The 23,307-nt window shown below is 34.7% G+C and carries 14 protein-coding genes; 6 read left to right on the forward strand and 8 right to left on the reverse strand.

The annotated features are described in order from the left end of the window. Positions 1-204 precede the first annotated feature (204 nt). A complete protein-coding gene (gene radC / locus OM967_RS01605) occupies positions 205-885 on the forward strand; it encodes a RadC family protein (RefSeq protein WP_211908145.1) in 681 nt (226 codons plus the stop codon). A 222-nt stretch (positions 886-1,107) separates the two neighbouring features. Here the strand turns inward: radC and OM967_RS01610 are convergent, their stop codons facing one another. After that, complete coding sequence (locus tag OM967_RS01610; protein ID WP_211908146.1) at positions 1,108-2,349, reverse strand: hypothetical protein; 1,242 nt, start codon at positions 2,347-2,349, stop codon at positions 1,108-1,110. A 155-nt stretch (positions 2,350-2,504) separates the two neighbouring features. On the opposite strand from OM967_RS01610, the gene OM967_RS01615 reads away from it, so the two are divergent. Beyond that, entirely contained in the window at positions 2,505-4,586 is a 2,082-nt protein-coding gene (locus OM967_RS01615) for a heme lyase CcmF/NrfE family subunit (RefSeq protein ID WP_458694663.1), read from the forward strand. Positions 4,587-4,636: 50 nt separating this feature from the next. Here the strand turns inward: OM967_RS01615 and OM967_RS01620 are convergent, their stop codons facing one another. Beyond that, positions 4,637-6,964, reverse strand: a complete 2,328-nt coding sequence (locus OM967_RS01620; protein ID WP_264337458.1) for an ankyrin repeat domain-containing protein — start codon at positions 6,962-6,964, stop codon at positions 4,637-4,639. A 113-nt stretch (positions 6,965-7,077) separates the two neighbouring features. Between OM967_RS01620 and mutS the strand changes: the two genes are divergently transcribed. Further along, entirely contained in the window at positions 7,078-9,579 is a 2,502-nt protein-coding gene (mutS, locus tag OM967_RS01625; RefSeq protein WP_264337459.1) for a DNA mismatch repair protein MutS, read from the forward strand. 118 nt (positions 9,580-9,697) lie between these two features. Here mutS and ltrA read toward each other — a convergent pair whose 3' ends face one another. After that, positions 9,698-11,011 carry a group II intron reverse transcriptase/maturase gene (gene ltrA / locus OM967_RS01630; RefSeq protein WP_264337461.1) on the reverse strand — a complete coding sequence of 438 codons (1,314 nt, stop codon included), beginning with the start codon at positions 11,009-11,011 and terminating at the stop codon, positions 9,698-9,700. 546 nt (positions 11,012-11,557) lie between these two features. Then, the gene (locus tag OM967_RS01635) at positions 11,558-12,934 is read right to left on the reverse strand and encodes an ankyrin repeat domain-containing protein (RefSeq protein WP_264337462.1); all 1,377 of its coding nucleotides are present in this window, start codon (positions 12,932-12,934) and stop codon (positions 11,558-11,560) included. 133 nt (positions 12,935-13,067) lie between these two features. Here OM967_RS01635 and aspS point away from each other — a divergent pair, with 133 nt between their 5' ends. Beyond that, on the forward strand, positions 13,068-14,870 hold the full coding sequence (gene aspS, locus OM967_RS01640; protein WP_264337464.1) for an aspartate--tRNA ligase: 1,803 nt from the start codon (positions 13,068-13,070) through the stop codon (positions 14,868-14,870). Between the two features lie 98 nt (positions 14,871-14,968). Here aspS and OM967_RS01645 read toward each other — a convergent pair whose 3' ends face one another. Beyond that, the gene (locus tag OM967_RS01645; protein ID WP_211908154.1) at positions 14,969-15,601 is read right to left on the reverse strand and encodes a glycoside hydrolase family 25 protein; all 633 of its coding nucleotides are present in this window, start codon (positions 15,599-15,601) and stop codon (positions 14,969-14,971) included. A gap of 177 nt (positions 15,602-15,778) precedes the next feature. On the opposite strand from OM967_RS01645, the gene OM967_RS01650 reads away from it, so the two are divergent. Then, positions 15,779-17,041 carry an MFS transporter gene (locus tag OM967_RS01650; RefSeq protein WP_211908156.1) on the forward strand — a complete coding sequence of 421 codons (1,263 nt, stop codon included), beginning with the start codon at positions 15,779-15,781 and terminating at the stop codon, positions 17,039-17,041. 7 nt (positions 17,042-17,048) lie between these two features. Here the strand turns inward: OM967_RS01650 and OM967_RS01655 are convergent, their stop codons facing one another. Then, positions 17,049-17,972 (reverse strand): RluA family pseudouridine synthase, encoded by a 924-nt coding sequence (locus tag OM967_RS01655; RefSeq protein ID WP_264337565.1) that lies wholly within the window; start codon positions 17,970-17,972, stop codon positions 17,049-17,051. A gap of 108 nt (positions 17,973-18,080) precedes the next feature. Next, on the reverse strand, positions 18,081-20,429 hold the full coding sequence (locus tag OM967_RS01660) for an ankyrin repeat domain-containing protein (RefSeq protein ID WP_264337466.1): 2,349 nt from the start codon (positions 20,427-20,429) through the stop codon (positions 18,081-18,083). Between the two features lie 179 nt (positions 20,430-20,608). Between OM967_RS01660 and OM967_RS01665 the strand changes: the two genes are divergently transcribed. Then, positions 20,609-21,895 carry a Na+/H+ antiporter NhaC family protein gene (locus OM967_RS01665; protein WP_211908158.1) on the forward strand — a complete coding sequence of 429 codons (1,287 nt, stop codon included), beginning with the start codon at positions 20,609-20,611 and terminating at the stop codon, positions 21,893-21,895. Between the two features lie 174 nt (positions 21,896-22,069). Here OM967_RS01665 and prfB read toward each other — a convergent pair. Then, positions 22,070-23,171, reverse strand: a protein-coding gene (gene prfB / locus OM967_RS01670; protein WP_250119949.1) for a peptide chain release factor 2 whose coding sequence is annotated in 2 segments (ribosomal slippage) — positions 22,070-23,104 and positions 23,106-23,171 — 1,101 coding nt in all. Because the reading frame shifts where the segments join, the coding sequence is not laid out codon by codon here. Positions 23,172-23,307: the final 136 nt, after the last annotated feature.

A 23,307-nucleotide genomic window follows, 5' to 3' on the forward strand; every position in this document is an offset into this window, starting at 1 on the left:
AGAAGGAGCACTGGGATGGTATATAGAAGGGACACTGGGATAGAGGCTACTTGAATGACAAGAAGGAGGGAATAGGAGATGACAAGAGAGGGGCTACTTTCATTTGCTGTCTTCAAAAATTTACAATTATGCTTCATATATTTTATTAAATATTTTACTTAAAAATTCAATTTCTTATTATAAGAGATAAGCAATTCATGAATAATGAAAGATTACAAAAAAGGTCATAGAAAGCGCCTAAGAGAGAGAATTATTTCAGATAACGGACAATCATTACTTGATTATGAGATTTTAGAACACATTTTATATTCAGCATATAGTAGAATTGATGTAAAGCCAGTAGCAAAGAATTTGATAGAAATTTTCGGCAGTTTGAATAAGGTTTTTAATGCCGATTTAGAAGCACTGCAGAATATCGAAGGAGTTAGTAATGCAGCTATATCTGCTATCTTTTGTGTTAAACAGGCTTTTGTTCGTTCTGCACGAGAAGAAGTAAAGGACCTACCTATAATCAATAACTGGGAAAATTTGCTTGATTATTTAAAAGTAAGTATAGGAAGCCTTAATAAAGAAAATTTTCGCGTCATCTATATGAATAAAAGATATCGTCTAATAGCGGAAGATCTGCAGAACTTTGGTACAATAGATCAAACTCCTATTTACGTTAGAGAGATCATAAGACGTGCTCTTTTGATTGGCTCAACATCGATTGTAATATCCCACAATCACCCAAGTGGAGATATACAACCTTCAAGTAGCGATATGTTTCTCACCAGACAGCTTGCAGAAGCTTGCAAAAGCATAGGAATAGAATTAATAGATCATATTATTATCACATTTAGTAGCTATTTTAGTTTCAAGGAAAATAGGCTTTTATTAGAGTAGATCTAAAATTGCTTTTGCCATTTTTCTTATTATGGAAGTAAAGCTATACATGAGGTGGTTGCCAGTGGAACAAAAATTTTCCTTCTGGAAGACAATGTGTGATTTAGGTGGCGTAATAGTGGCAAATTGAAAGAAATACATGGTATTTGCCACTATTAGAAATCTCCTGTTTTGATAAGACTTATGAGGTCTTTATTGGTTTTTTGAATTTTGTTGAAGCACTCACATGCTTACTCTAATATTTTGTTCACAGAGCCTAGTTAGCTCAATTTCAACGTTAATTTGTGAAGCTCTGAGTTCTGTTAGGGAATTTTCTGGTTGAATATCTAGCTTATTCTGTATGTTCGATAAACAAATTAAAGCCGAATCAAAAATTTCATCATACTGCTCTGCTTCATGCACACAATTGATTATTTCCTTAAATTCTTCCACATCTTGCGGCGTATCTTTTAATATTGCTCTTATTTGGTTTAGATTTTGACGAATTTTTTCCTGATATCCAGCAATTCCCTCTTGATATATATCAATCATTTTTTGACATGAGGTGCCTCTAAATGGGTGTTCTGCTTTTTCCTTTATGTAGGAGCTCTGAAAATTTTTGCAATTAAGGACTGCTTCTCTACATTTTTTTATGTCACTAATTATACTGGTTATTGACTTACTTGCTTTCACCTGATCTTCTTTTTTGATTATACATTCATTCTTTGTTTGGCTCATTTTATCATACAGATTTCTGCATTCTTTATATGATACCAGCGGTTGTAGTATTCCTTCCTCTACACCTTTATTATAAAAATTCTTCAACTCATCGCTTGATAGTATTCGTATAGCATCTTCCCTTTTACCTTGTGATTTAGGATACTTTTTGTTCAGTGAACTAATATAATTTAATAGGAAACTCTTAGTTAAATCTTCCTTTTTAACTTCTGATAATTTTTCTAGTGTTTCTATATATTTCAAAGTTTCCGCAAAAAGCTGCGCACCAGATGTAGCAAATCCTGGCAGTGGTTTGCTCTGCGCCTTATAAAAATCGGTTTGTAAAAAATCTTCGGCTTGTTTTTTTATTACTGAAAGTTCATTGAAGGCTTTTTCTGGATTGATTTTTTTTAAAATACTAGTAGCTTTTTTAATCGCTCTTTCTCTCTTTTTATTATCTTGTTTTTCGTTTAAGATTAAGCTTTCAGCTTCAGTAAAAGCATTGCCTTGGGCACTTTTGGCAATATTACAAACAACGTTTTTTACAACTTGCTTAGTTGCTACATAATCTATTTCCTTTGTAAAGCAATCAATAAATAGCTGCCAAATTTTTTTGTTAACGGACTTACTTGTCTTATGTTCTAAATCTTCTACATCTTTGAATCCTAAAATAGTATAGAGATTTTTTTCAATTATTGGTTCAGCATGTTGTTTTGCCACTTTACCTTTTATATTGAATAGAAATTCACTAATCTTAGTTGTGCCCATAATATTACCTCACAATATTAATGTTATATAATATAAAGTATAAAAGCTTAATGATTAATTTTTACTTACTATTAATATAATTGAAGATTAACTTTGTTCCTATATTAAAACTTTAACTCCCAATTTATTATTAGTAATATCATTATATGAATCTTATGCCTGAATTTGGGAATATATTGTTATTGGTAGCCTGTTTGTTATCTTTAACGTATTTGTTTCTACCGTTTAGTTCTTACCGATTCGTCTCCTCTGCCATATTTTTTTTTGTGTCAGCATCAATGGCTATTTTGATCTACTGCCACATTAAAAATGATTTCTCACTTGAAAACGTATATTACCACTCACACACAACAAAACCTTTGATCTATAAGATTTGTGGTGTTTGGGGAAATAAAGAAGGGTCTATGTTGCTTTGGACCTTAGTGCTTGTCATGTATTTATTACTAATGGATATTTATATACCTTCTGTCATCCCAGTGCCCAGACACTGGGATCCAGACAATTTAATTGCAAATGAGTACATCAAATGGCAGTGTAATAAAAACTGGATTCCAGTGTCAAGCACTGGAATGACACCAGAACGAACTAATGGTAGTAAATTAAAAAAAATATCTCTTATCACCCAAGGCTTGATTTGCTTTTGTTTTTTACTGTTCACTTTACTTGAATCCAGCCCCTTCACTAAAATGCCAGGCATTGAAACAGATGGACTGGGTTTTAATCCGATATTGCAGGATATAGGCCTTGCTATTCATCCACCGGTATTATATTTGGGGTACCTTGGATTTAGCGTTCCTTTTTCGCTCTCTATAGCTGGATTAATTTTAAATACTGAAGGAAATGTTTGGGCTAAAGTTGTCAGGCCTTGGGTACTTATTTCTTGGTCGCTGCTCACTTTGGGCATCAGCTTGGGTAGCTGGTGGGCATATCGTGAACTCGGTTGGGGTGGATTTTGGTTTTGGGATCCAGTGGAAAACGTTTCTTTGATGCCGTGGCTAATTGCAGTGGCGCTGACACATTTGTTGCTCGTTGTACGAAATTTCAATACTTTAAGGAATTTTACTATTTTACTTACGCTTACAACTTTTATATTGAGTGTGACTGGAACATTTCTAGTCCGCTCAGGAATACTTACCTCAGTGCACACGTTTGCAGATGACCCAAGATATGGACTGTATATATTAGCTCTACTTGGTGTAATTACAGTCAGTAGCTTAGTAATATTTGTAGTGTTTACGAGAAAGAATCACACATCTTTCCAGTATTCGATATTGGAATCTGAAAAGAAATCTGCTACTCAAGTGACAGAAGGTAGAAGATTCTTTTCACGCCTTACGATGATGCTGATGAACAATTTATTATTCATCACTGCCTTTTTCATCGTGTTCGTTGGCACTTTATACCCTACAGTGCTTGAGTATTTAACCGGTGAATTAATTTCAGTTGGAGCACCATATTACAATTCTTTATTTAACTCTATTGCACTAGCTATTCTAGTGCTCACCATGATAGGGCAATACTGCAGTTGGCAGGGAAATAGTCTATTGCCAATATTCCGTGAATATAGATTTTCATTTTGTAGTGCTGCAGCTATTTTGCCGTTTATCTTTCACATGGAGCTAATGATTGTGCTATCAATTACCATCTCCATAGCATTATTAATCTTTGTTTTAGAAGCATATAGTAAAAGAATTTGTTTATTTAAGGTAGCATTTGGTGAATCAATTTTATTAGCAAGAAGAGTTTCTAAGTCCTACTATGCAATGATGCTTGCTCATGCTGGAGTGGCAATTCTAGTGCTTGGTATATCTTATTCAGTTGGTTGGCAGGAGAAAAAAGAAAACTACTTGGGAATAGGAGACAGCATAACAGTCAATAAATTTAAAGTTACTTTACGAAATATTGAGCTAATAAAAGAAAAAAATTTCCATGCAGTGAGGGGTACAATGGATATCAGGAATTTGCTGAATAATAAGATATTAGGTGAAGTAACTCCTGAATATAGATTTTACCTTGCGGAAGATCAGAAAAATGTTGAAAGCAGTATCTACCACAATTTATTTTCTGATATTTATGTTGTAATTGGAGAGATTGATAAGAGTAAGAGCAAAATCGCAGCTAAAGTGCACTATAAACCTGGAATGTCTATAATCTGGCTTGGATCCTTTCTTATCGCTTTTGGTTCGCTCCTTGCTGCTTTGCCTTCTAGCAAAAAAGTAGTTCCTTCAGTATCATAAAGTTTGCATTTTTTGGCAATTTAAACTTAAGCTAAGCAACACTAACCTTGCTAGCGAATTTTCTCTATGTTCTGTTGTACAATAGGCAATAAAGATATATTTTCTAATGAAGAGCTTACATGATATATGGAATCTACTTCCTCAGGCCTTTTAAAATATCCCTGCTTAATAGCGTCGTAGACAGAAGAACCACCAAGCAAGCAGTTCTCACCTAACTCTTCTTTATAATTTTTAAACTTTTCCAATATTTCCTCCTTGTTACTCACTTCTACTATAATTTTTCCTTCATCTTGCACATCAGAATACAATCTAGCATCTACTTTTCCCAAATCAGTATGAAAAGTCAGTACTATATTACCTATAAGGTCAGTATAATTTCTTACCCCACCTTCTGTTAAAATTTCTGTCTCGCTTTCACCGATTGCTATCACGTCTCTTCGAAATTCTGTGCTTTCATCTGTTCCATTTATGATTTTTGCAACCTCGACTATACTATTCTTTGAGTATTTCAAGTAGAAAGTGAAGTTGTCCATTTTTGCCTCTTTTACCTTACCAGTAGTTGCGTTTTTTGCAGCTTCCAAAAACCTTAGAAAGTAATGTATATAGCTTTTACGTGCTTCTTTAAGATTAGCTTTGTGGTCTTTAAACTTCTCTAGTTTATCAATTACAATTATACTACTTAGAGTTTCAAATACTGCACCTCTTTTTACCAAATTACATACTATGCGACTAGCAACTTCTATGTCCCTTTCACCTTGAAAAATCTTTAATTCACTAATTCTTCTTATTACATAATCTGTAAAATTATACTTACTCTCATAAGTATTTTCATATATATTTCCCTCACAAGTAAGATTGAACCTTACCCTAGATTTTATAGCTTCATTTACAACCTGTTCTAGCTGATTTATGTCTTGAACTTCATCTAATTTACAAAAATATTTATCTGGATCTTGCTCATCTAGTAGAAAATCCTCTCCCCATAGATTTACACTTTTGCACAAATACTTTTTTCCATTATAGTCAACTTGAGTTTTTTTACGAAAAGTTCCATAAATAACATCATCAGTTAAAAAGTACTCTTTAATATTAAGGTTGGGATTATTAACTGCAAATTCTATTGGGGTTTTACCTTTTTTATCCTTTATATCAAGATTAGCTCCTTTCCTTAGAAGCAATTTGATAATTGTATCACAATGACCAGAACGAGTAGCATAATGCAAAGGCGTTCTTCCTGTGTCGTCCTTTTCATTAGGATCAGCGCCTGAATTCAACAGTAAATCTATGCATTCTTCTGAATTGCTACATTCCATACTTGATAGAATATGCAGTATTGTCAGTTTAGATTCTCCTCTTTTAAGGTTGAGAATGGTTTTTAGATCTTGATTACTTTTATGATCTAGTAAAAATTTTTTAATTTTTTCAACATCGTTCTTATAATCCTTATAAGTAACATGTGGAAAGTCTTTAAAAGTACTTAAGAATTTTTTATTCAACTCCTTCTGACTCTCTGTTAAGTTGGATATGTCAACAAGCCACGTAGATATCAGCTTGCCAAATGCACCTCTTTCGACAACATCCGTTAAGGAGCAGTCATTGCGAAGTAGCAACGAGTATTTAATCAATTCATATTCATCATCTTCTTGTTGCTGTGTTTCTTCTGCTTTCTTAGAGTGCTTAAAATCATTTTTTATTAATTCAATCAAAAGCTTTAATGTGTTAAAACTTTTATGTCCCAATAAAGGATCTGCTTTGTTTTCAAGTAGAATTCTTGCTATTTCTGAATAGCCATTTCTAATAGCCCAGCATAACGAAGTACGCCCGTATTCATCCGCTACGTCAACATTAGCCCTTTTCTCTAATAGGAGTTCTACTATTTCTTCATGTCCATTGATAGTAGCACAATGCAAAGGAGTACACCCATTTTGATTTACTGCATCAACATTAGCCCCCTTGTCTAATAGGAGTTCTACTATCTCTTTATTTTCATTGTGAGCAGCACAATGCAAAGGAGTAAACCCATTTTGATCTGCTACATTAACATTAACCCCGTTTGCTATGAGAATCTCTACCACTCCTATACTGCCACTTGCAACAGCAAAGTGTAAAGGATTCCATCCATCTTGATCTGCTGTATTAACATTACCCCCTTTTTTTATTAAAAGCTCTGCTATCTTTACAAGATCATTTCTAGCAGCTATATGTAACAATGTACTTTGATCATCGAATGTATAATTTATGTTAAATTCATTATCTTGCCACTTTTTATACGTGTCTGAATCTTCTTTTTCCAATTCCTCTTTTACCCTTTCGATTATATTGTTCTCATTTAAGTCACTTATTGTCCTTAATATTTTTAACAACCGTTCATATTCCATAATTATACCTCAAACTATTTGTTTTTGTACTATAGCTAAAAAAAATTATTTATCCATAATAAAATAACCAACACCAGAGTAAGTGGTTTACTGCTAACATATTTAAAAATGTTATGAACTTAATAAGAGAAAAAAATACCCCTGTAATGGAGCAATATTTAAATTTGAAAGCTCAATACACGGATCATCTATTGTTTTATAGACTGGGCGATTTTTATGAATTGTTTTTCGATGATGCTATTAAAGCTGCGAAATTGCTGAATATAGTGCTAACCAAGAGGGGCAATTCAAATGGACAAGAAATACCAATGTGTGGAGTGCCAGCACACAGTAGTGAGTCTTACCTGCACAAGCTAATAGATTTAGGATTCAAAGTAGCAATCTGTGACCAATTAGAAACTGCTGATGAAGCAAAAAAGAGGGGCTATAAATCCATAGTAAAACGTGATGTAGTGCGAGTTGTAACTCCAGGTACAATTATAGAAGATTCACTACTGGAGGATAAAAGCAATAATTATCTCGCATCCATAGTTGAACAAAATGACGAATATGCTATTAGTTGGCTTGAATTATCGACGGGAAAATTTTTTCACACTTTAACGAGTTTGAAAGCTCTAGATAGTGATTTATTGCGTATATCACCAAGAGAATTATTAATTTCTGAAAAATTCATTGAGGACGAAAAAATTAGATCGATTTTAAAAAATTATAAAATATCAATTACACAACACGTACAGAGTTTTTTTGAGTATAGTAAATCTCACAGAACGTTATGCGAGTTTTATAAAATCAGGGAACTTGGAAGTATAGGAAATTTCAGCAAAGTAGAAATCATGGCGTGCGGTGCACTGCTTGAATATGTCAGAGTAACACAAAGGGGCTCCATTCCAAGGCTTGAATTCCCGAAAACCTATAAGCAACAAAATTTCATGCTTATTGATGCTTCAGCAAGGAGAAATCTTGAGTTATTCTCAACTCAATTTGGTGAAAAGAAAGGTTCACTAATTTCAGTTATTGATCACACAGTTACAGCTTCTGGTGGACGCCTGCTCAAACAAATGCTTGCTTCACCACTTGCTTGCTCCAAGGCAATCAATTTGAGGCTCAACACCACTCAATTTTTTGTAAATAATTATGAGCCACGTAGAAAAATACGAGAGATATTATCTAACATTCCGGATATTGAGAGGTCTTTATCGCGCTTGATACTAGGACGTGGTTCGCCAAAGGATATGAACCTATTAAAAATAGGCCTAGGAAAAACTTTAGAGTTATCTGAGTTTCTGTCTACCTTGCATAATTATTGTTTAAGTGAAGAACCGGCAGCTAACTCTCAGATGTCATTCCAATGCTTGAACAGAGAAAAGTCTACTACTCAGGTGATAAGTAGTAACGAAAGTGAACTAAGCACAATACATAAAAGTCTTGGTAATCATAAAGATCTATTCGAGCTTCTAAACAGTGCTATACTTGATAACAACCTCAGTTCCGTAAAAGAAGGAGGATTTATCAATCCAAAATATGATCAAGAATTATCCGAATTATATTATATATTGAACAACAGTAACAAGTTGGTAACTAAGCTCCGTGAGTCTTATCGCGACCTAACTGGCATTGCTGCACTCAAAATATTACACAACAATATACTTGGTTACTACGTTGAAGTGTCGGCAAATCACAAAATAACTTCGGATATATTTATTCATAGGCAAAGCTTAGCAAATAGCATGCGCTATACTACTAATGAATTGAAAGAACTAGAAAATAAAATTCTTACGGCACGTGATGCTGCAATCGGCTTAGAAGTGAAAATTTTTAGTGAACTATGTAGTAAAGTCGCTAAAGAATCTGAAAAAATTGCTCTTACTGCAAATGCTTTGGCAAAACTTGATATTAGAGCCACGTTTGCGGAGCTTGCAGTGCAAAATAATTACGTAAAACCCATTATCGATGACAGTAAAGAGTTCAATATCTGTAGTGGAAGACATCCAGTGGTTGAAGTTAACGATAAATTCATTTCAAATAGCATCAATTTAGCTGGTATACATCTAATTACTGGGCCTAATATGGCGGGAAAAAGCACTTTTTTGAGGCAAAACGCTCTCATTGCAGTTTTAGCTCACATGGGGTCATTTGTGCCAGCAGAGAGTGCGCATATAGGAGTGATTGACAAGATATTTAGCAGGGTTGGTGCAACAGATAATATAACAGCTGGTTATTCTACCTTCATGGTAGAGATGATCGAAACAGCAACGATAGTAAATCAGGCAACAGATCGTTCCTTGGTGATACTTGATGAAATTGGTAGGGGCACAGGGGTATATGATGGATTATCTATTGCACAGGCGGTGATTGAACACATTCACAACATAAATAAGTGCCGCGCCATTTTTGCAACTCATTATCATGAATTGACTAAAGTAGGTGAATACTTAGAAGATGTGAAATGTTTTTGTATGAAAATAAAAGAATGGAAAGGAGAAGTCATCTTTTTACATGAAGTAATTGAAGGCATTGCAGATGAGTCATATGGAATACATGTAGCAAAACTTGCTGGTTTTCCTGATTCTGTTTTAAACAGAGCAAGAGAAGTATTTGAGGAGCTAAAGGCTTGAGGAAAGTAGTCTGGTAGAGACTTATGACCTTGAAATCAGCGATTTGGTCTCATAACCATAGTCTCCCCAAAAGAACCGTGCTTGCGGATTTCCCGCACACGGCTCCACAATACAGCGTTCACACTAGTGCTCCTGTGTATAAAGAAACATATACCTTTGGTTTTGGTAATGGATTTACTTTTAAATAGTGTATAAATTGTTCCCAATCGATACTTTTCTTTTGACTACGTCGGTTTATCCACTTAAATGCTAACTTTGTTGCCAGTCGATTGAATTGAATCAAACACCGATAATTTCCGCTAACTCCGAAGTAGCTATAGTGTCCTGTTAGTTTGGCTTTAAGTTTCTGCCACCAATCTTTGAGACAGATACGACTTCGTACCATCTTCAACCACTCTTTGATTTCTTTAATCTTTCTAGCTAGGCTTATTTTTGAAGTTTTCTGCTTCATCATAAGTTTACCATTACGACTTTTTCCACAATAATGTGTAAATCCTAGAAAGTTGAAGCTAGCCGTCCTACGTTTCTCTCTTTCTGCTTGATACCATTCTTTCTTACCAAACTTTACTATTTTTGTTTTATTTTCAGCTATTTCCAATCCAAATTTACTTAGTCTTTGTTTCAGTAATTCTAGAAATTCTTTTGCGTCTTCTTCCCTCTCGCAGCCAACTACAAAATCGTCGCAAAACCTTATTAGCTGTATATATCCTCTGGCTTTTGGCTTAAATTTCTTTTCAAACCATAAGTCCAGCACATAGTGTAAGTATATATTAGCTAATACAGGGCTTACTATACCACCTTGTGGTGTGCCTTGATCGGTTGCTTTGTAACATCCAACTTCGACTATTCCTGCCTTTAGAAATCGTTTTATTAACCACAATAAATTTGGGTCAGCTATTCGTTCCCTTAGACAATTCATTAGCCATTTATGTTGAACATTATCAAAGAACTTCTTGATATCCACTTCTACAATATAGTTAATTGGTTTGTGCATAACTGCTTTATCTAGAGCGTTTATCGCCTGATGACAATTTCTTCCTGGTCGAAATCCATACGAGCTGTCCATAAAGTTTGCTTCATAAATATTTTCTAATATCTTCTTTAGCATTACCTGTACCAACTTTTCTTCTGTTGATGGTATTCCGAGACCGCGTTTTTCCTTGCTTCCAATTTTGGGTATGTATACCCTTTTCACTGGTTGCGGTCGGTATTGCTTTCTCTTTATACTATCCACTAGCGTTCTAAGTTTCTCTTCTAGATTTTCTCCATAAGCTTCCACTGTCACACGATCTATACCGCAAGCCTTGTTGCGTTTTAGTTCCTTGTAACACTCTGCAAGATTCTCTTCATTAATCAAATGAACTAGCGATGTAAATTTTACTCGCTTATCTTGCTTAGCCCTTACTGCTATCTGGTTTAGTTTTCCTTGCATACTCCTCCAATCTCTGTTGTATTGGTATAGCAATCCCTATACCAGTCACTATATTGCTAACCGCTTCCCCTTGTATGTGGCTTTCCCACACTCCGAGTACTATCAGTTAGTCCGACTTCCTTTGCATCTTCCTCCAGTCCTTGCCTTTATTGACTTGTTCCAGAGTACCCTTACAGGAATACAAAGGATCTCCCAAGTTCACGTAAGGTCCATCTCAACACATGACGCGGCCTTCGATCCCGATGGGGTGAGTAATATCTTTCCTTAGCGTTATTACCCATGTTGCCTTCCACCAAATGTAAAGTGTCGGCCCCCATGACGCGTGAATTACGGGACTCAATACCTTCACTTTCGTTGCACCCTATGTTGTCCATTCCATTAGCTTTACTACGCTCGTTACCTTACGCAGCATAATGGTTTGTTCCAGGTTGCTGGCTAAGCTTTACCCGTGTTGGATTTTCACCAACTGTTCCTTACGCACTTCTTGGCGCACACATTATATTACTCCACAATTATGGAGTTTTAGCAATCTATGGCGCTTTAATTTTAGTCAGCTTTCTGAGTAGCTGAATTAACGTAGCATTGATCTATTGCCACATTGGTCAAGATTCCAATTCCACCACCTACAACTGCACCTACAGCTCCTAATGCTAGTTGAGTACCAATTCCAGCAGAAGACCCAATGATTAATGGAGCAAGAAAATATAATGCTAAAGCGCAAGTTATTGCAGCTACACTTATAACAGCCAGCTTTCTCGGACAAAAATTTTCTGGTGCCTCAGCACTAGATATGAATGATGATTTTACTAGATTTTTTCTACTTTCATGATCTAAAAAGCCACTCACTGTTCTCATTATAGGACGGGTAGAGCGGTCACCAGTCAAGTAAATTCTATCTCCCACTATATCATGAAGCTCTTTAACTTGAGCTTTATATTCATCCCAATAGTTTGATAACTCTTGTTGGTCATTGAGAAGATCTGGTTTATTTGAAGTTGTTAACCAGTGTGAGTCATGTTCCAAAATATATCTAATTGTAGCTTTCCCTATATCTATATGCCCTTCAGTAATTGCATACTTTAAAACACCTTCTGCTTTTTCCCTTCCAACATTAAGATCAGCACCAGCTTTTATCAATAATTCTACTATCTTTGGAGAATTATGAAATATAGCAATATCTAAAGGGACCATCTCATTACAATCTTTAATATTTAAGTTTGCTTTTTGTTCTATTAAATAACTTATAAATTTTAAGGTTTCATCAGATTTTTGATTGTCTATGTCTTTATGTTTGTAATATATTCTAATTGCAAAATTCAACGCAGTTTCACCCTTCAACTCACTACCACCCATAATTAATGTCTGATAGCTTTTTACCCCTTGATTTATTAAGTTAACATCCGCGCCGTTTTCTATTAAAGCCTTAGCTCCTTTGAAATTGCTTTTTGCAATTTGCAGATGAAGTAAGTAACGACCAAGATGATCAGTTGCATTAGGATTTGCACCTTGTTCAATCAAATACCTTGCAATTTTATCATTAAATTTGTGATCATAAGTTGCAGATTGTAGTGGCTCAGGATTTTGCTGTAACTCATCTTTAGCTATTAAGCTACTCACCTGACAGATTGATTTTACTGACTCTAAATCTCTTCTTCGAACTGCCTTTGTGACTGCAGCGCTAAAGCTTATACCCTTTTCTATTAGATATTTGGCCATTTTACTATCAACAGCATAACCTAATAAATTTGTACCATTTTGGGAATTAATCTCAGCAACAACATCTTTAATAATAGAGCTGTTTTTCTCAAAAATTGATTTTACTTTTTCTAAGTCATTCTCCTTAACAGCTCTAAGAAGCTTTTTTAATACAGAATCTTTCTTCTTATTTTCAGCTAGAATTTTCTGTAGTTCTTTAGGATTCATAAATACACCTCAACACACACAATCAAAGAAATTATATCCAAATCGGAATTGTTTGTAAAGGATCTTTAGATATTATCTTGCCCAAAGGTTAATTTATTTTATAATCTTTCTGTATTCTAGAAATTTCAATTAAATGAACTGCTATAAAACTCACGCGTGTAATGAATTAAGGAAGAATGATGTAGAAAAGGAAGTTACTCTCTCTGGGTGGCTGTACCGTAAACGTGACCATGGTAACCTAATCTTTGTTGATTTAAGAGATTTTTATGGAATTACTCAACTGGTATTCAATAATGACAAAGACTTTTTTGATGAAATTTCAAATTTAAAATCAGAGAGTGTGATTACTGTCACAGGAACAGTCAAAGCTAGAACTGAAGATACGGTAAACAGCTCTATTTACACAGGAGAAATTGAAGTTATAGTTAGTAATTTACAAGTTGAATCGGAAGTTGAGTTCCACTGTGATGAAGAAATAGCAAAAGAAGAAAGGAGTATATTAGCAAGTATCGCCGGCGAGCAAGAATACCCAGAAAACATGAGATTTAAATACCGTTTTCTTGATTTAAGACGTGAAAAGGTTCGTAATAACATTATTCTGCGTTCACAGATCATTTCAGAGCTCAGGAGGCTCATGATAGAGCAAGGATTTTTGGAAATTCAAACTCCAATACTTACTGCCTCTTCTCCTGAAGGTGCACGTGACTACTTAGTGCCAAGCAGACTAAATCCTGGTAAATTCTATGCATTACCACAAGCTCCACAGATTTTTAAGCAGTTGCTTATGGTTTCAGGGTTTGATAAATATTTTCAAATTGCACCTTGTTTTCGTGATGAGGACGCAAGGGCTGACCGTTCTCCTGGGGAGTTTTATCAGCTCGACCTTGAAATGTCTTTTGTGACTCAAGAAGATATATTTCAGGTTATTGAATCTACTTTATATAAAGTGTTCGCGAAATTTTCTCGCAAGTCTGTCGATAAAGATTTTCCACGTATTACATACAAAGAAGCAATGCTCAAATATGGATCTGATAAGCCAGATTTGCGTAATCCATTATTAATTAGCGATGTAACAGAAATTTTCCGTGATTCAGAGTTCAATATTTTCAAAAGCAATATTGAACGCGGTATGGTAGTGAGAGCCATTCCTGCTCCTAAAACAGCAGAGGAACCTCGTAGCTTTTTTGATAAAAAAATAGAACATGCACAAAAGGAATTCGGTGCTAAAGGTCTTGGATATATAACGTTCGATAAAGATGGAATTGCAAAAGGACCAATTGCTAAATTCCTTGATGACAATAGGTTAAATTCCATAAAAGAAATAACAAATATAGAACCTGGAGATAGTGTATTTTTTGCTTCTGATAAGGAAAATGAAGCAGCAATAATTGCAGGGAAAGTGCGTATTCTTTTGGGATCAGAACTAGGTCTTATAGATGACAATATCTTCAAATTCTGTTGGGTGATTGATTTTCCTTACTTTGCGTATGACGATAAAAGTAAAAAAATTGATTTCTTTCATAATCCATTTTCTATGCCACATGGTGGCTTGAAAGATTTAGAAGAAAAGAATCCACTGGATATCCTTGCTTACCAATATGATCTTGTTTGCAATGGAATAGAGCTGTCAAGTGGAGCAATTCGTAATAACAAACTAGATATTATGTACAGAGCTTTTGCCATTGCAGGCTACAGTAAAGAAGAAGTTGATACAAAATTTGGTGCGCTTGTGCGTGCATTTAGGTTTGGAGTGCCACCTCATGGTGGAATAGCACCAGGAGTTGATAGAATGGTTATGCTACTTGCTGATGAGCCTAGTATTCGTGAAGTAATCTGTTTTCCTATGAATCAGCAAGGTGAAGATGTTCTAATGGGTGCTCCTTCTAAAGTAGAGGATAAGCATTTACGTGAGTTGTCTTTAAAGGTTGTTGAATAAAGTTGTATATAACTTGAGTTTAGGTGGGGAAAAAACAAGAATATTGAATTCTGTTAAAGTAGTGCTAGGCCCTAGCACTACTTTATAGTTTTAGGATATCAAAACGTTTGGTCTAGCGGGACTTGGCCCTCTGTTCCGTCTACTTCTCCTTGAGAGGTGTAATTCCAATAAGTATAGTTTTTACCCGCATCCTTCCAATCTTTAGGTAATTCAGGCTCCGATCTTCCTCTCCAATCAGCAACCCATAATGGGTAGTGAGAAAAATTATGTTCTTCTTGTGTATAGTAATCATTCCACGTTTTTGGTGAAGCATATACAATTGGACTGTATCCTTTTTCATTCAATTGAGTCAATAAAGAATGAAGTTTTTCGGCTCTCTGTGTGTTAGTGTGTTTTGTAGGATCATCACATTTTGTTGTTCTTCCTTCGCAAATACCAGTTGTAGCACTAACAGCTAACTTATTTGTACCTGGCTCAAAATTAGCTTTTTTAAGTTCGTTAACTATATTATTCAACTGACCTTCAGGTGTTGAGGTCATCCTAAATACGTGATATGCCCCAGCTTGCACATTATTATCTTTCATACTTTGAAAATTTTGTCCAAATTTAGTGTCTTGAGAAGTTTCTCCCTCAGTTGCTTTGGCAAATGCAAACCTTACCCCATCCTTTGCAACTTTCGACCAATCAATCTCTCCATTCCAATGAGATACGTCTATACCTTTTTCACTCATACTAACCTCATAATTACAATAAATGTTGAATATAAAATATAATAGTGAAAATTTAATGAATATCTTTTGAGCATATTGTAAACAATTTTATACTAAAACAGTTACAAAGTTCTAAACTACAATCTATAGACAAAAATACTTGTTATTAGTAAGTTAAATTATAGTGAGTTAAAAATCATGAACAATATTCAAAAAGCAATACTATCAAGCATAATCTGCAATATGATTATATGGTATGAAATAACTCTGTTTGGAGTTTTAACGCATATAATAAGCAACGTTTTTTTTCCTTCAGAAAGTGATTATTTAAGCACAATCAAATTTCTTGGCAGTTTTGCAATTGGATTTGGATTTAGACCACTTGGTGCATTTATTTTTGGTTACATTGGAGATAAATACGGCAGAAGGAAAATTTTGCTGACTTCCGTAATATTAGCTTCGATATCATCTACTACAATTGCGATTATACCAAGCTTTAAAGAAATAGGAATATTTTCTCCTATATTGCTTCTGCTTTGTAGAATAACACAAGGAATGGCAGCAGGTGGAGAAACAAGTATCAATTCAGCTTTTTTAATAGAGCATTCAAGCGATAAAAAAAATCTAGGCTTTTTAGGTAGCATGAAAGCTTTTAGTGGTGCTCTTGGTTCTATTCTATGCTTTGTAATGATAGCTATTTGCAAAAAGTTTACAGGTGAAAGTTATGAAATTTGGGGCTGGAGGCTGCCCTTCTATTTTTGCTCTATTATGGGTGTAATAGGCTTTTTAATAAGATACATAATGGAAGAGAGTTTAGCGTACAAAACTCATGACCAAAATAAAAGCTTATCTAGTTCTCCATTTTTTGAACTAATCAAAACCTACAAAAAAGCATTTATATTAGCAATTGGACTTGGTATTGCCCAAAATGCAATCGTTTATTCGGTAATTATGTTTTATAACATATCTGTCAAAGAACTTACCTTCTCAGGCATTGATATTAAAAATCTAGTAAGGATCATGGTTGAAATCACATTTGGAACGTCTGCAGTGCTGTTTGCAATACTTTCTGATAAAATTGGAAGAAAAAATGTGATAATTCCTACATTAGTAACTTTAGCTTGTGTTAGCTTGCCGGTACTTTCGCTATTATCATATGATAATCACTATATTATAACATTCACTTTTCTGTTGATGAGCATACCGATAGGTGCATCTTTTGGAATATATAATTCTCTTGCCTGCGAGTTATTTCCAACGAAAGTTAGATGCACTGGCTTCAGCTTAGCTCATAACATATCAGCAGGTATTTTTGGTGGCCTTTCTCCATCGATATGCATGTGGCTTATAGAAAAAACTGAAACAAAACTTGCAGCAGGGATTTACCTTACTGTTTGTGCATTGATTAGCCTAATATCTGTACTTCAAATTAAAGCCAAAGACAAAAAAATTGATTGGTGAAATCGCTTCAGTCAAAAGATAGCGCTTCAATAGATTTTTCGATATGTTTAGGGACAGGAGCAGTAATAGTGACTTCTTTATTATTTGGCAATTTTAAAGACAAAGAATATGAATGCAGGTGAATCTGATTTGCTACTCCATCAATAAAAGCTTTTTTACCGCCATATTTACCGTCACCAAGAATAGGGCAATTTATATGAGCTAAATGTACACGTAACTGATGGGTTCTACCAGTAATTGGTTGTAATTTTAGATAAGCGACATTGTGTTTTAGCCCTGACACAATTGAAAAGTGTGTAGTGGCATTCTGTAGTGAGTCTTCATCAATGACCACTCTTTCTTGTCCTGAAATATATTTTTTCACCAACGGATAGTCTATTGTTCCATTATCTTTGCTCGGTATACCAGAAGTTAATGCTAGGTAAGTTTTTTTTATCCTCCGTCCTTTAAATTCTTCCATAAGGTATCTTGCAACGCTAGCATTGCGTGCGAATATTATTACTCCGCTTGTATCCCTATCCAGCCTATGAACAATTTTAAATATTTCTCTCTCTCTTATTTGGTCAAGTAAATCACTAATGCTAATTTTTACCTTTATGCCGCCTTGAACAATGACCCCTGCGGGTTTGTTTATAGCTAGTATATATTCGTCTTCATATAATATGTTCTCTCTTAGTAGATTCACTGACTTTTCATTATATTTGCAGTCAGAATTAGTGTTCTCAATATAGTCTAAGTATCTTATCATTATAGCTTGCCCAGAGCTTACCCTATCGCTGGATTTTGCCGTGCAATTATCAACCTTGATTAATCCTTTCCTTAAAGACTTCTCAATTGCAGATTGTTTCAAATTGGGAAAAATTCTTCTGATGTACCTATCGAGCCTAACGTTATTGTCTTCTACTAATATAGTTTTGATACCTTCTGACATCTTACTTATAAAAATTTTATTGTGTAAACTAAAATCTAACATAGCTAATGTACTCCTCAGTTTCAGCTACTTGCATCGAGTGCTACGTGCTGGAATTTAGAGGATTATTTAACTATTTATAACAGCTTCATATTTTCCTACAGCTGAGTAAAGTGGTAACAATGATAGTTTCTCGATCATAGAGAGGTGAGTATTAGGCTCTTTAATACTAGGGCCTGGACACGCTTCAGTGTTAGGCCCTAACTTCATACACTCAATGCCGTTAGCTAAAGATGTTACTCTTCCTACATTAACATTTTTAGTGCGATATGACCACCTGAAAGGACTATGTAATATTTGTTCTTTTACTCCATCCATTTCAGCTGGACACGCTTTAGTGTTAGTCCCTAACTGCACACATTTAATGCGGTCAGTTATAAGTGCTACTCCTTTTTCATTAAGTTTAGCGTTATACTGTAATTGTTCAATTTGATTAGCTTGATCTCTTATCATACGTTCAAAGTTGATAGATAGATGTAATTCTATTTCTCTCAACATATGTGATGCTATGTGTTGCACTGTCATTAATGCTGTGTTTCTGAGTATACTTGATTCTAAGTCAAGCTGTGTAAGTATAGCTAGTGCTCTTTGTTCTGCTTCCACTAGAAGATTACTTATACCTTGACGTTTAGCTAAATCTCTTACAGTTTCATAACAATTATCAGGCAATGAAGGATTTGCGCCATAGCATAGTAAGGTTATTACTACTATCCAGTTTCTACGTTCGACAGCATAAGTTAAAGGAGATTCCCCTAAGTCATTCTGCGCATTAACATTTGCTCTATATAAAATTAAGATCTTTACTACTTCCGGATGGTTATACTTGGCAGCTTTATGTAAAGCAGTTGATCCTAAATCATCACCTGCATTAGCATTTACTCCAGCTTCTAATAGAGCATGTACCATTAGTGTATCACCATGTCCGGCAGCACAACGTAAAAACTCAGCTCCCATCAATTTCATCACATCCTTCCATATTCCAAGTTGTATCATAGTAGTTACTGCTTCTAGATAATTATATGGACAAATAGAAAGTAATATTTTCTGTGGATCATTCGTCTCAATACTTGCTCCATGGGCTATTAGATAATACATTACTTTTCTATTGCCTTTTGTAGCAGCACAATTAAAAGGAGTCCATCCCCATGCATCCTTATGGTTAACATTTGCTCCATATTTTATTAAGAGCTCTACTGCTTCCACATTACCATTCGTAGCAGCAATATGTAAGGGAGATCGTCCAATTAAATTATCCTCTAGATTAACATCTGCTCCATGTTCTGATATGCACTTTAATAGGGCTTCTAATATTGAAATATCGTTCTTTGTAGCAGCCCAATATACAGGAGTCCATCCAAATACATCTACTATCTCAATATTTTTGTCAATATTCTTGTCGTTTTTTATTATACAATCCACCATTGCTCTATCAACATTTGCAACAGCAATATGTAAAGGAGTAAGTTTAAGCGCCCCATTCTTCTTAACATCTGCTCCATTATTCATTAAGAACCTTACTACTTCTTTATGGCCATTCCTGGCAGCTTCATATAAAGCAGTCAAGTTCATCAGATCTTCCACATTAGGATTTACCTTATTCATTACTAAGATTTTTGTTATTTCTATATCGCCATTTACAGCTGGCTGATATAAAGTAGTCCGTTGAGATGAATCCAACTGATTAACATTTGCCCCTTTTTCTATTAGCTTGCGTGCTACTTCTGTGTTCCTATCTTCAACAGCCCAATGTAAAGCAGTCCATTCGGAAAACGGACCTGGTGCATTAATATCGATTCCTTTTACTTTAAGCATAGCATTTATTAAATTGCTCAGCTTAAAATCAATAGCTAAATATAATAACGTGTATGAAAAGCGTTCATGCAAACAATCTATTTCAAACCAATAATTTACATCAAATTTGGCTTTCTTCCACTCTTTATACACATTTTTACTTTCTTTCTTTAGTCTATTTAATGTTTTTAGTATCTTTTGTGTATCTAGCATCACTGGTACCTTTTCTGAGATCTTTCGTGCATTTAGCACATCCTCTAGCGCCACTGCTTTTGATTCTTCTGATGTCTCTTGTACACCTAACCTTTTTAGCATTCTTTTTACCATCTGTTGCGCATTTGACACCCTTGACTTCTTTAGTATCTTTTTTGCTTCTTCTTTTGTCTGCGGTACATTTACCACCTTTAGTCTCTTTTTTAATGGCTCTTGTGTCTCTTGTACTCTTGGAATCTTGCTTGATACTTCTAATCCATGCGATATCTCTTCTAACATTCTTGATGTTTCTGCTTGCCCTAGTATCTTTACTTCCTTTAATAGCTCTCTTATTCTTTCAATTACATTGTCTTTACTTAAATTTACCTCTTGATCAATTACACCTAATATTATGTTCCACTGTTCATATGTCATTACCATAGCTTTACCTCATACTATAGAGTATTTTTTGATGCTATATATTATGGTAGAATAGTCAACGCATTTTCCATAGCGTAACTTGAGAGTCTAAAAGGACTGTTATTAACTTACAGAAAACCAAGCTTGCCTGAAACCACTTAATTGATTATAACCATAGGTTTTAAGGCAGTAAAATGACAGCTTTTTTTCCTTTGGTTATTTTTTTGATCTTATACCTTGGAAGTGGTGTCTATTTTTCCTTTATTGGAATTGATAATCCGCTTCGCCAAGTTTCACCGGTAATTTGCCTACTACCGGCGCTATTTTTTGCTGTTGCATGCAGTGCAGGTAAAATTCAACGTAACATCGATACTGTCATCGAGGGTATGGGCGATAAAAACACCCTTACTATGTGTTTAACTTTTCTATTTTCTGGAGCATTTTCTGTGGTGACTCAATCAATTGGTAGTGCAGATACTGTTGCTGATTTAATTCTCAATTTCCTTCCAGCAAGATTACTACTGCCTGGAGTATTTTTGGCTTCCGCTTTTATATCAACTGCAATTGGTACGTCTATGGGAGTTGTTGTATTAATGGTACCAATAGCTGTTAACTTAGCAAAAAGTGGGGCTTTTGGTCTTGAAATAGGAACTGCAACTGTAGTTGGAGGTGCCGTATTTGGTGATAATCTTTCAATGATATCTGACACTACTATTGCATCTGTTTCTTCACAGGGGGCCACGATAAAGGATAAACTTAAAGTGAATTCTAAAGTAGCATTTGTTGCCAGCATTATAACGCTTGTCTATCTGGCAATTATGGCAGATAGTACAAAAATTATTCCTACATCAAATTTAGATTATTTATCAGTAATAAAGATTATTCCTTATATTTCTTTAATAATCATGGGGTTATTTGAAGTTACTACTTTAGTAACAATAACTATAAATATAATTGTTGCTAGTGTATTAGGGATGACTTTTTTTGACTATACTATCATTCAACTCTCTCATGACATATATGACGGTTTCAAAAAAGTAAACGAGATAGTGATATTTGCTCTATTTATTGGCGGATTGAGTCATATAATGTACAAGCAGGGTCAAAAGGCATTACACAAACTTATCGATGAAAGCAATATCACAAAAACTAAAGCTGAATTTGTAATAGCGGGCATAGCATCTATGTTTACTGTTTTAGTTGCTAATAATACCATTGCTATTTTATTAAGTGGCGATATTGCAAAAAGGCTCGCGCAAAAGCATAATATTCCGTCATACCGTAGTGCATACTTGTTAGACATTTTTGCTTGCGTTACAAAAGGCATTTTGCCTTATGGTTCCCAGCTGCTGCTAGCAGGTAGCATTGCTTCTGTCTCACCTATTTCTTTGTTAACACAAGTTTATTACTGCTTTATTTTAGCAGCAGTTACAGTAGGTGAAATAATCATCAATGGCAGACGTTGCGCGGCTACAACTTAATGTACGAAGATTTCTCTTCATATTACATTTTTGTGCCCATAAGAAACGAGTTGCCATTTTCATCAGCTACTTGGATAATAGATATATTCACAAAATTGTTCCATTTTTCTCAATAGATTTTGGTTTTCTTTTCCCCTTATTAGCAGAGCATAAAACTTAGCTTTTTAATAAATCTCATTTTAACTCCAATACACTAACTATGAAACAATCTATATTGCCATCAAAAACGGAATTTATATTGCCAACTTCATGTCCAGTCCTTAAATCCTTTACCATTTGATATGGATGCATAACATACGATCTGATCTGACTGCCCCAACCTATATCGCATTTCTTGCCATATTCTTCGGCCATTTTCTGTTCTTTTTTTTCCAATTCAATTTGATATAAACGTCCTTTAAGTAGTTTAAGTGCTTCATCTTTATTTTTATGTTGAGAACGACCATTTTGGCATTGAGCTACAACGCCTGTTGGAATATGCGTAATACGTACCGCGCTTTCAGTCTTATTTACATGCTGACCACCTGCTCCAGAAGCACGGTAAGTGTCGATCTTTAAATCCTTTTCATCCACAACAATATCTATTGAATCTTCAATCACTGGAGTTACTCCTACACTTGCAAAACTGGTATGACGTTTACCATTTGCATCAAATGGTGATATTCTAACCAATCTATGAACTCCACTTTCGCTTTTTGCCCACCCGTAAGCTTTTTCTCCGATGATCTTTATTGTTGTAGATTTTATACCAACTGCATCACCATCTAATTTTTCTACAACTTCAACTTTAAAATTGTGATAAATTTCTGCCCATCTTGTATACATGCGCATGAGCATCTCAGTCCAATCATTGCTCTCTGTTCCACCAGCTCCTGAGTGGATTTCTAAAAAGCAGTTATTGTTATCTGCTTCACCAGTAAATAAGGATTCTGTCTCTTTAAGTTTGATTAATTTCTCTAGCTTTACTAACTCACCTTTAACTTCAGAAAAAAATTCTTCATCATTCTCATCAATAGCAGATTTCATCAAGCTGATAGCATCGTTGTAATCGCTTTCTAGCTTTGAAAACGATTCTATGTCATGCTTAATTTTAGAGCGTTCTTTTAAAATTTCTTGTGCTTTTTGATTGTCTTGCCACAGATTATCATTCAACGCTTGAGAATCCAGCTCTTCAAGACGCAACTTCAATTTTTCTATGTCAAAGACACCTCCTGATAAGAGAAATACTTTTATTTAAGCCTTGAAAGTATTCAAGGATTTCTGGATGGGTTTTCATTATACTTTAGACTTTAATATATTTATTATCACTAACAATAACAGCAAACAAAATAGAAATTTAACCATATAATAGTTAATTCAAAATAATTTTATTATACTTGAATGTTCAATAAAATCAAGTGTGTATATTTATT

It is taken from the genome of Wolbachia endosymbiont (group B) of Dolichovespula media (assembly GCF_947179505.1).
Classification (GTDB): domain Bacteria; phylum Pseudomonadota; class Alphaproteobacteria; order Rickettsiales; family Anaplasmataceae; genus Wolbachia.

Bases quoted from the DNA above. Each gene is read 5' to 3' on its own strand.
- OM967_RS01635 (WP_264337462.1), bottom strand. From the start codon at position 12,934: ATGAATCCTAAAGAACTACAGAAAATTCTAGCTGAAAATAAGAAGAAA.
- ltrA (WP_264337461.1), bottom strand. From the start codon at position 11,011: ATGCAAGGAAAACTAAACCAGATAGCAGTAAGGGCTAAGCAAGATAAG.
- OM967_RS01665 (WP_211908158.1), top strand. From the start codon at position 20,609: ATGACAGCTTTTTTTCCTTTGGTTATTTTTTTGATCTTATACCTTGGA.
- OM967_RS01615 (WP_458694663.1), top strand. From the start codon at position 2,505: ATGCCTGAATTTGGGAATATATTGTTATTGGTAGCCTGTTTGTTATCT.
- OM967_RS01620 (WP_264337458.1), bottom strand. From the start codon at position 6,964: ATGGAATATGAACGGTTGTTAAAAATATTAAGGACAATAAGTGACTTA.
- mutS (WP_264337459.1), top strand. From the start codon at position 7,078: ATGAACTTAATAAGAGAAAAAAATACCCCTGTAATGGAGCAATATTTA.
- OM967_RS01655 (WP_264337565.1), bottom strand. From the start codon at position 17,972: ATGTCAGAAGGTATCAAAACTATATTAGTAGAAGACAATAACGTTAGG.
- OM967_RS01650 (WP_211908156.1), top strand. From the start codon at position 15,779: ATGAACAATATTCAAAAAGCAATACTATCAAGCATAATCTGCAATATG.
- OM967_RS01645 (WP_211908154.1), bottom strand. From the start codon at position 15,601: ATGAGTGAAAAAGGTATAGACGTATCTCATTGGAATGGAGAGATTGAT.
- OM967_RS01660 (WP_264337466.1), bottom strand. From the start codon at position 20,429: ATGACATATGAACAGTGGAACATAATATTAGGTGTAATTGATCAAGAG.
- radC (WP_211908145.1), top strand. From the start codon at position 205: ATGAAAGATTACAAAAAAGGTCATAGAAAGCGCCTAAGAGAGAGAATT.
- aspS (WP_264337464.1), top strand. From the start codon at position 13,068: ATGAACTGCTATAAAACTCACGCGTGTAATGAATTAAGGAAGAATGAT.
- OM967_RS01610 (WP_211908146.1), bottom strand. From the start codon at position 2,349: ATGGGCACAACTAAGATTAGTGAATTTCTATTCAATATAAAAGGTAAA.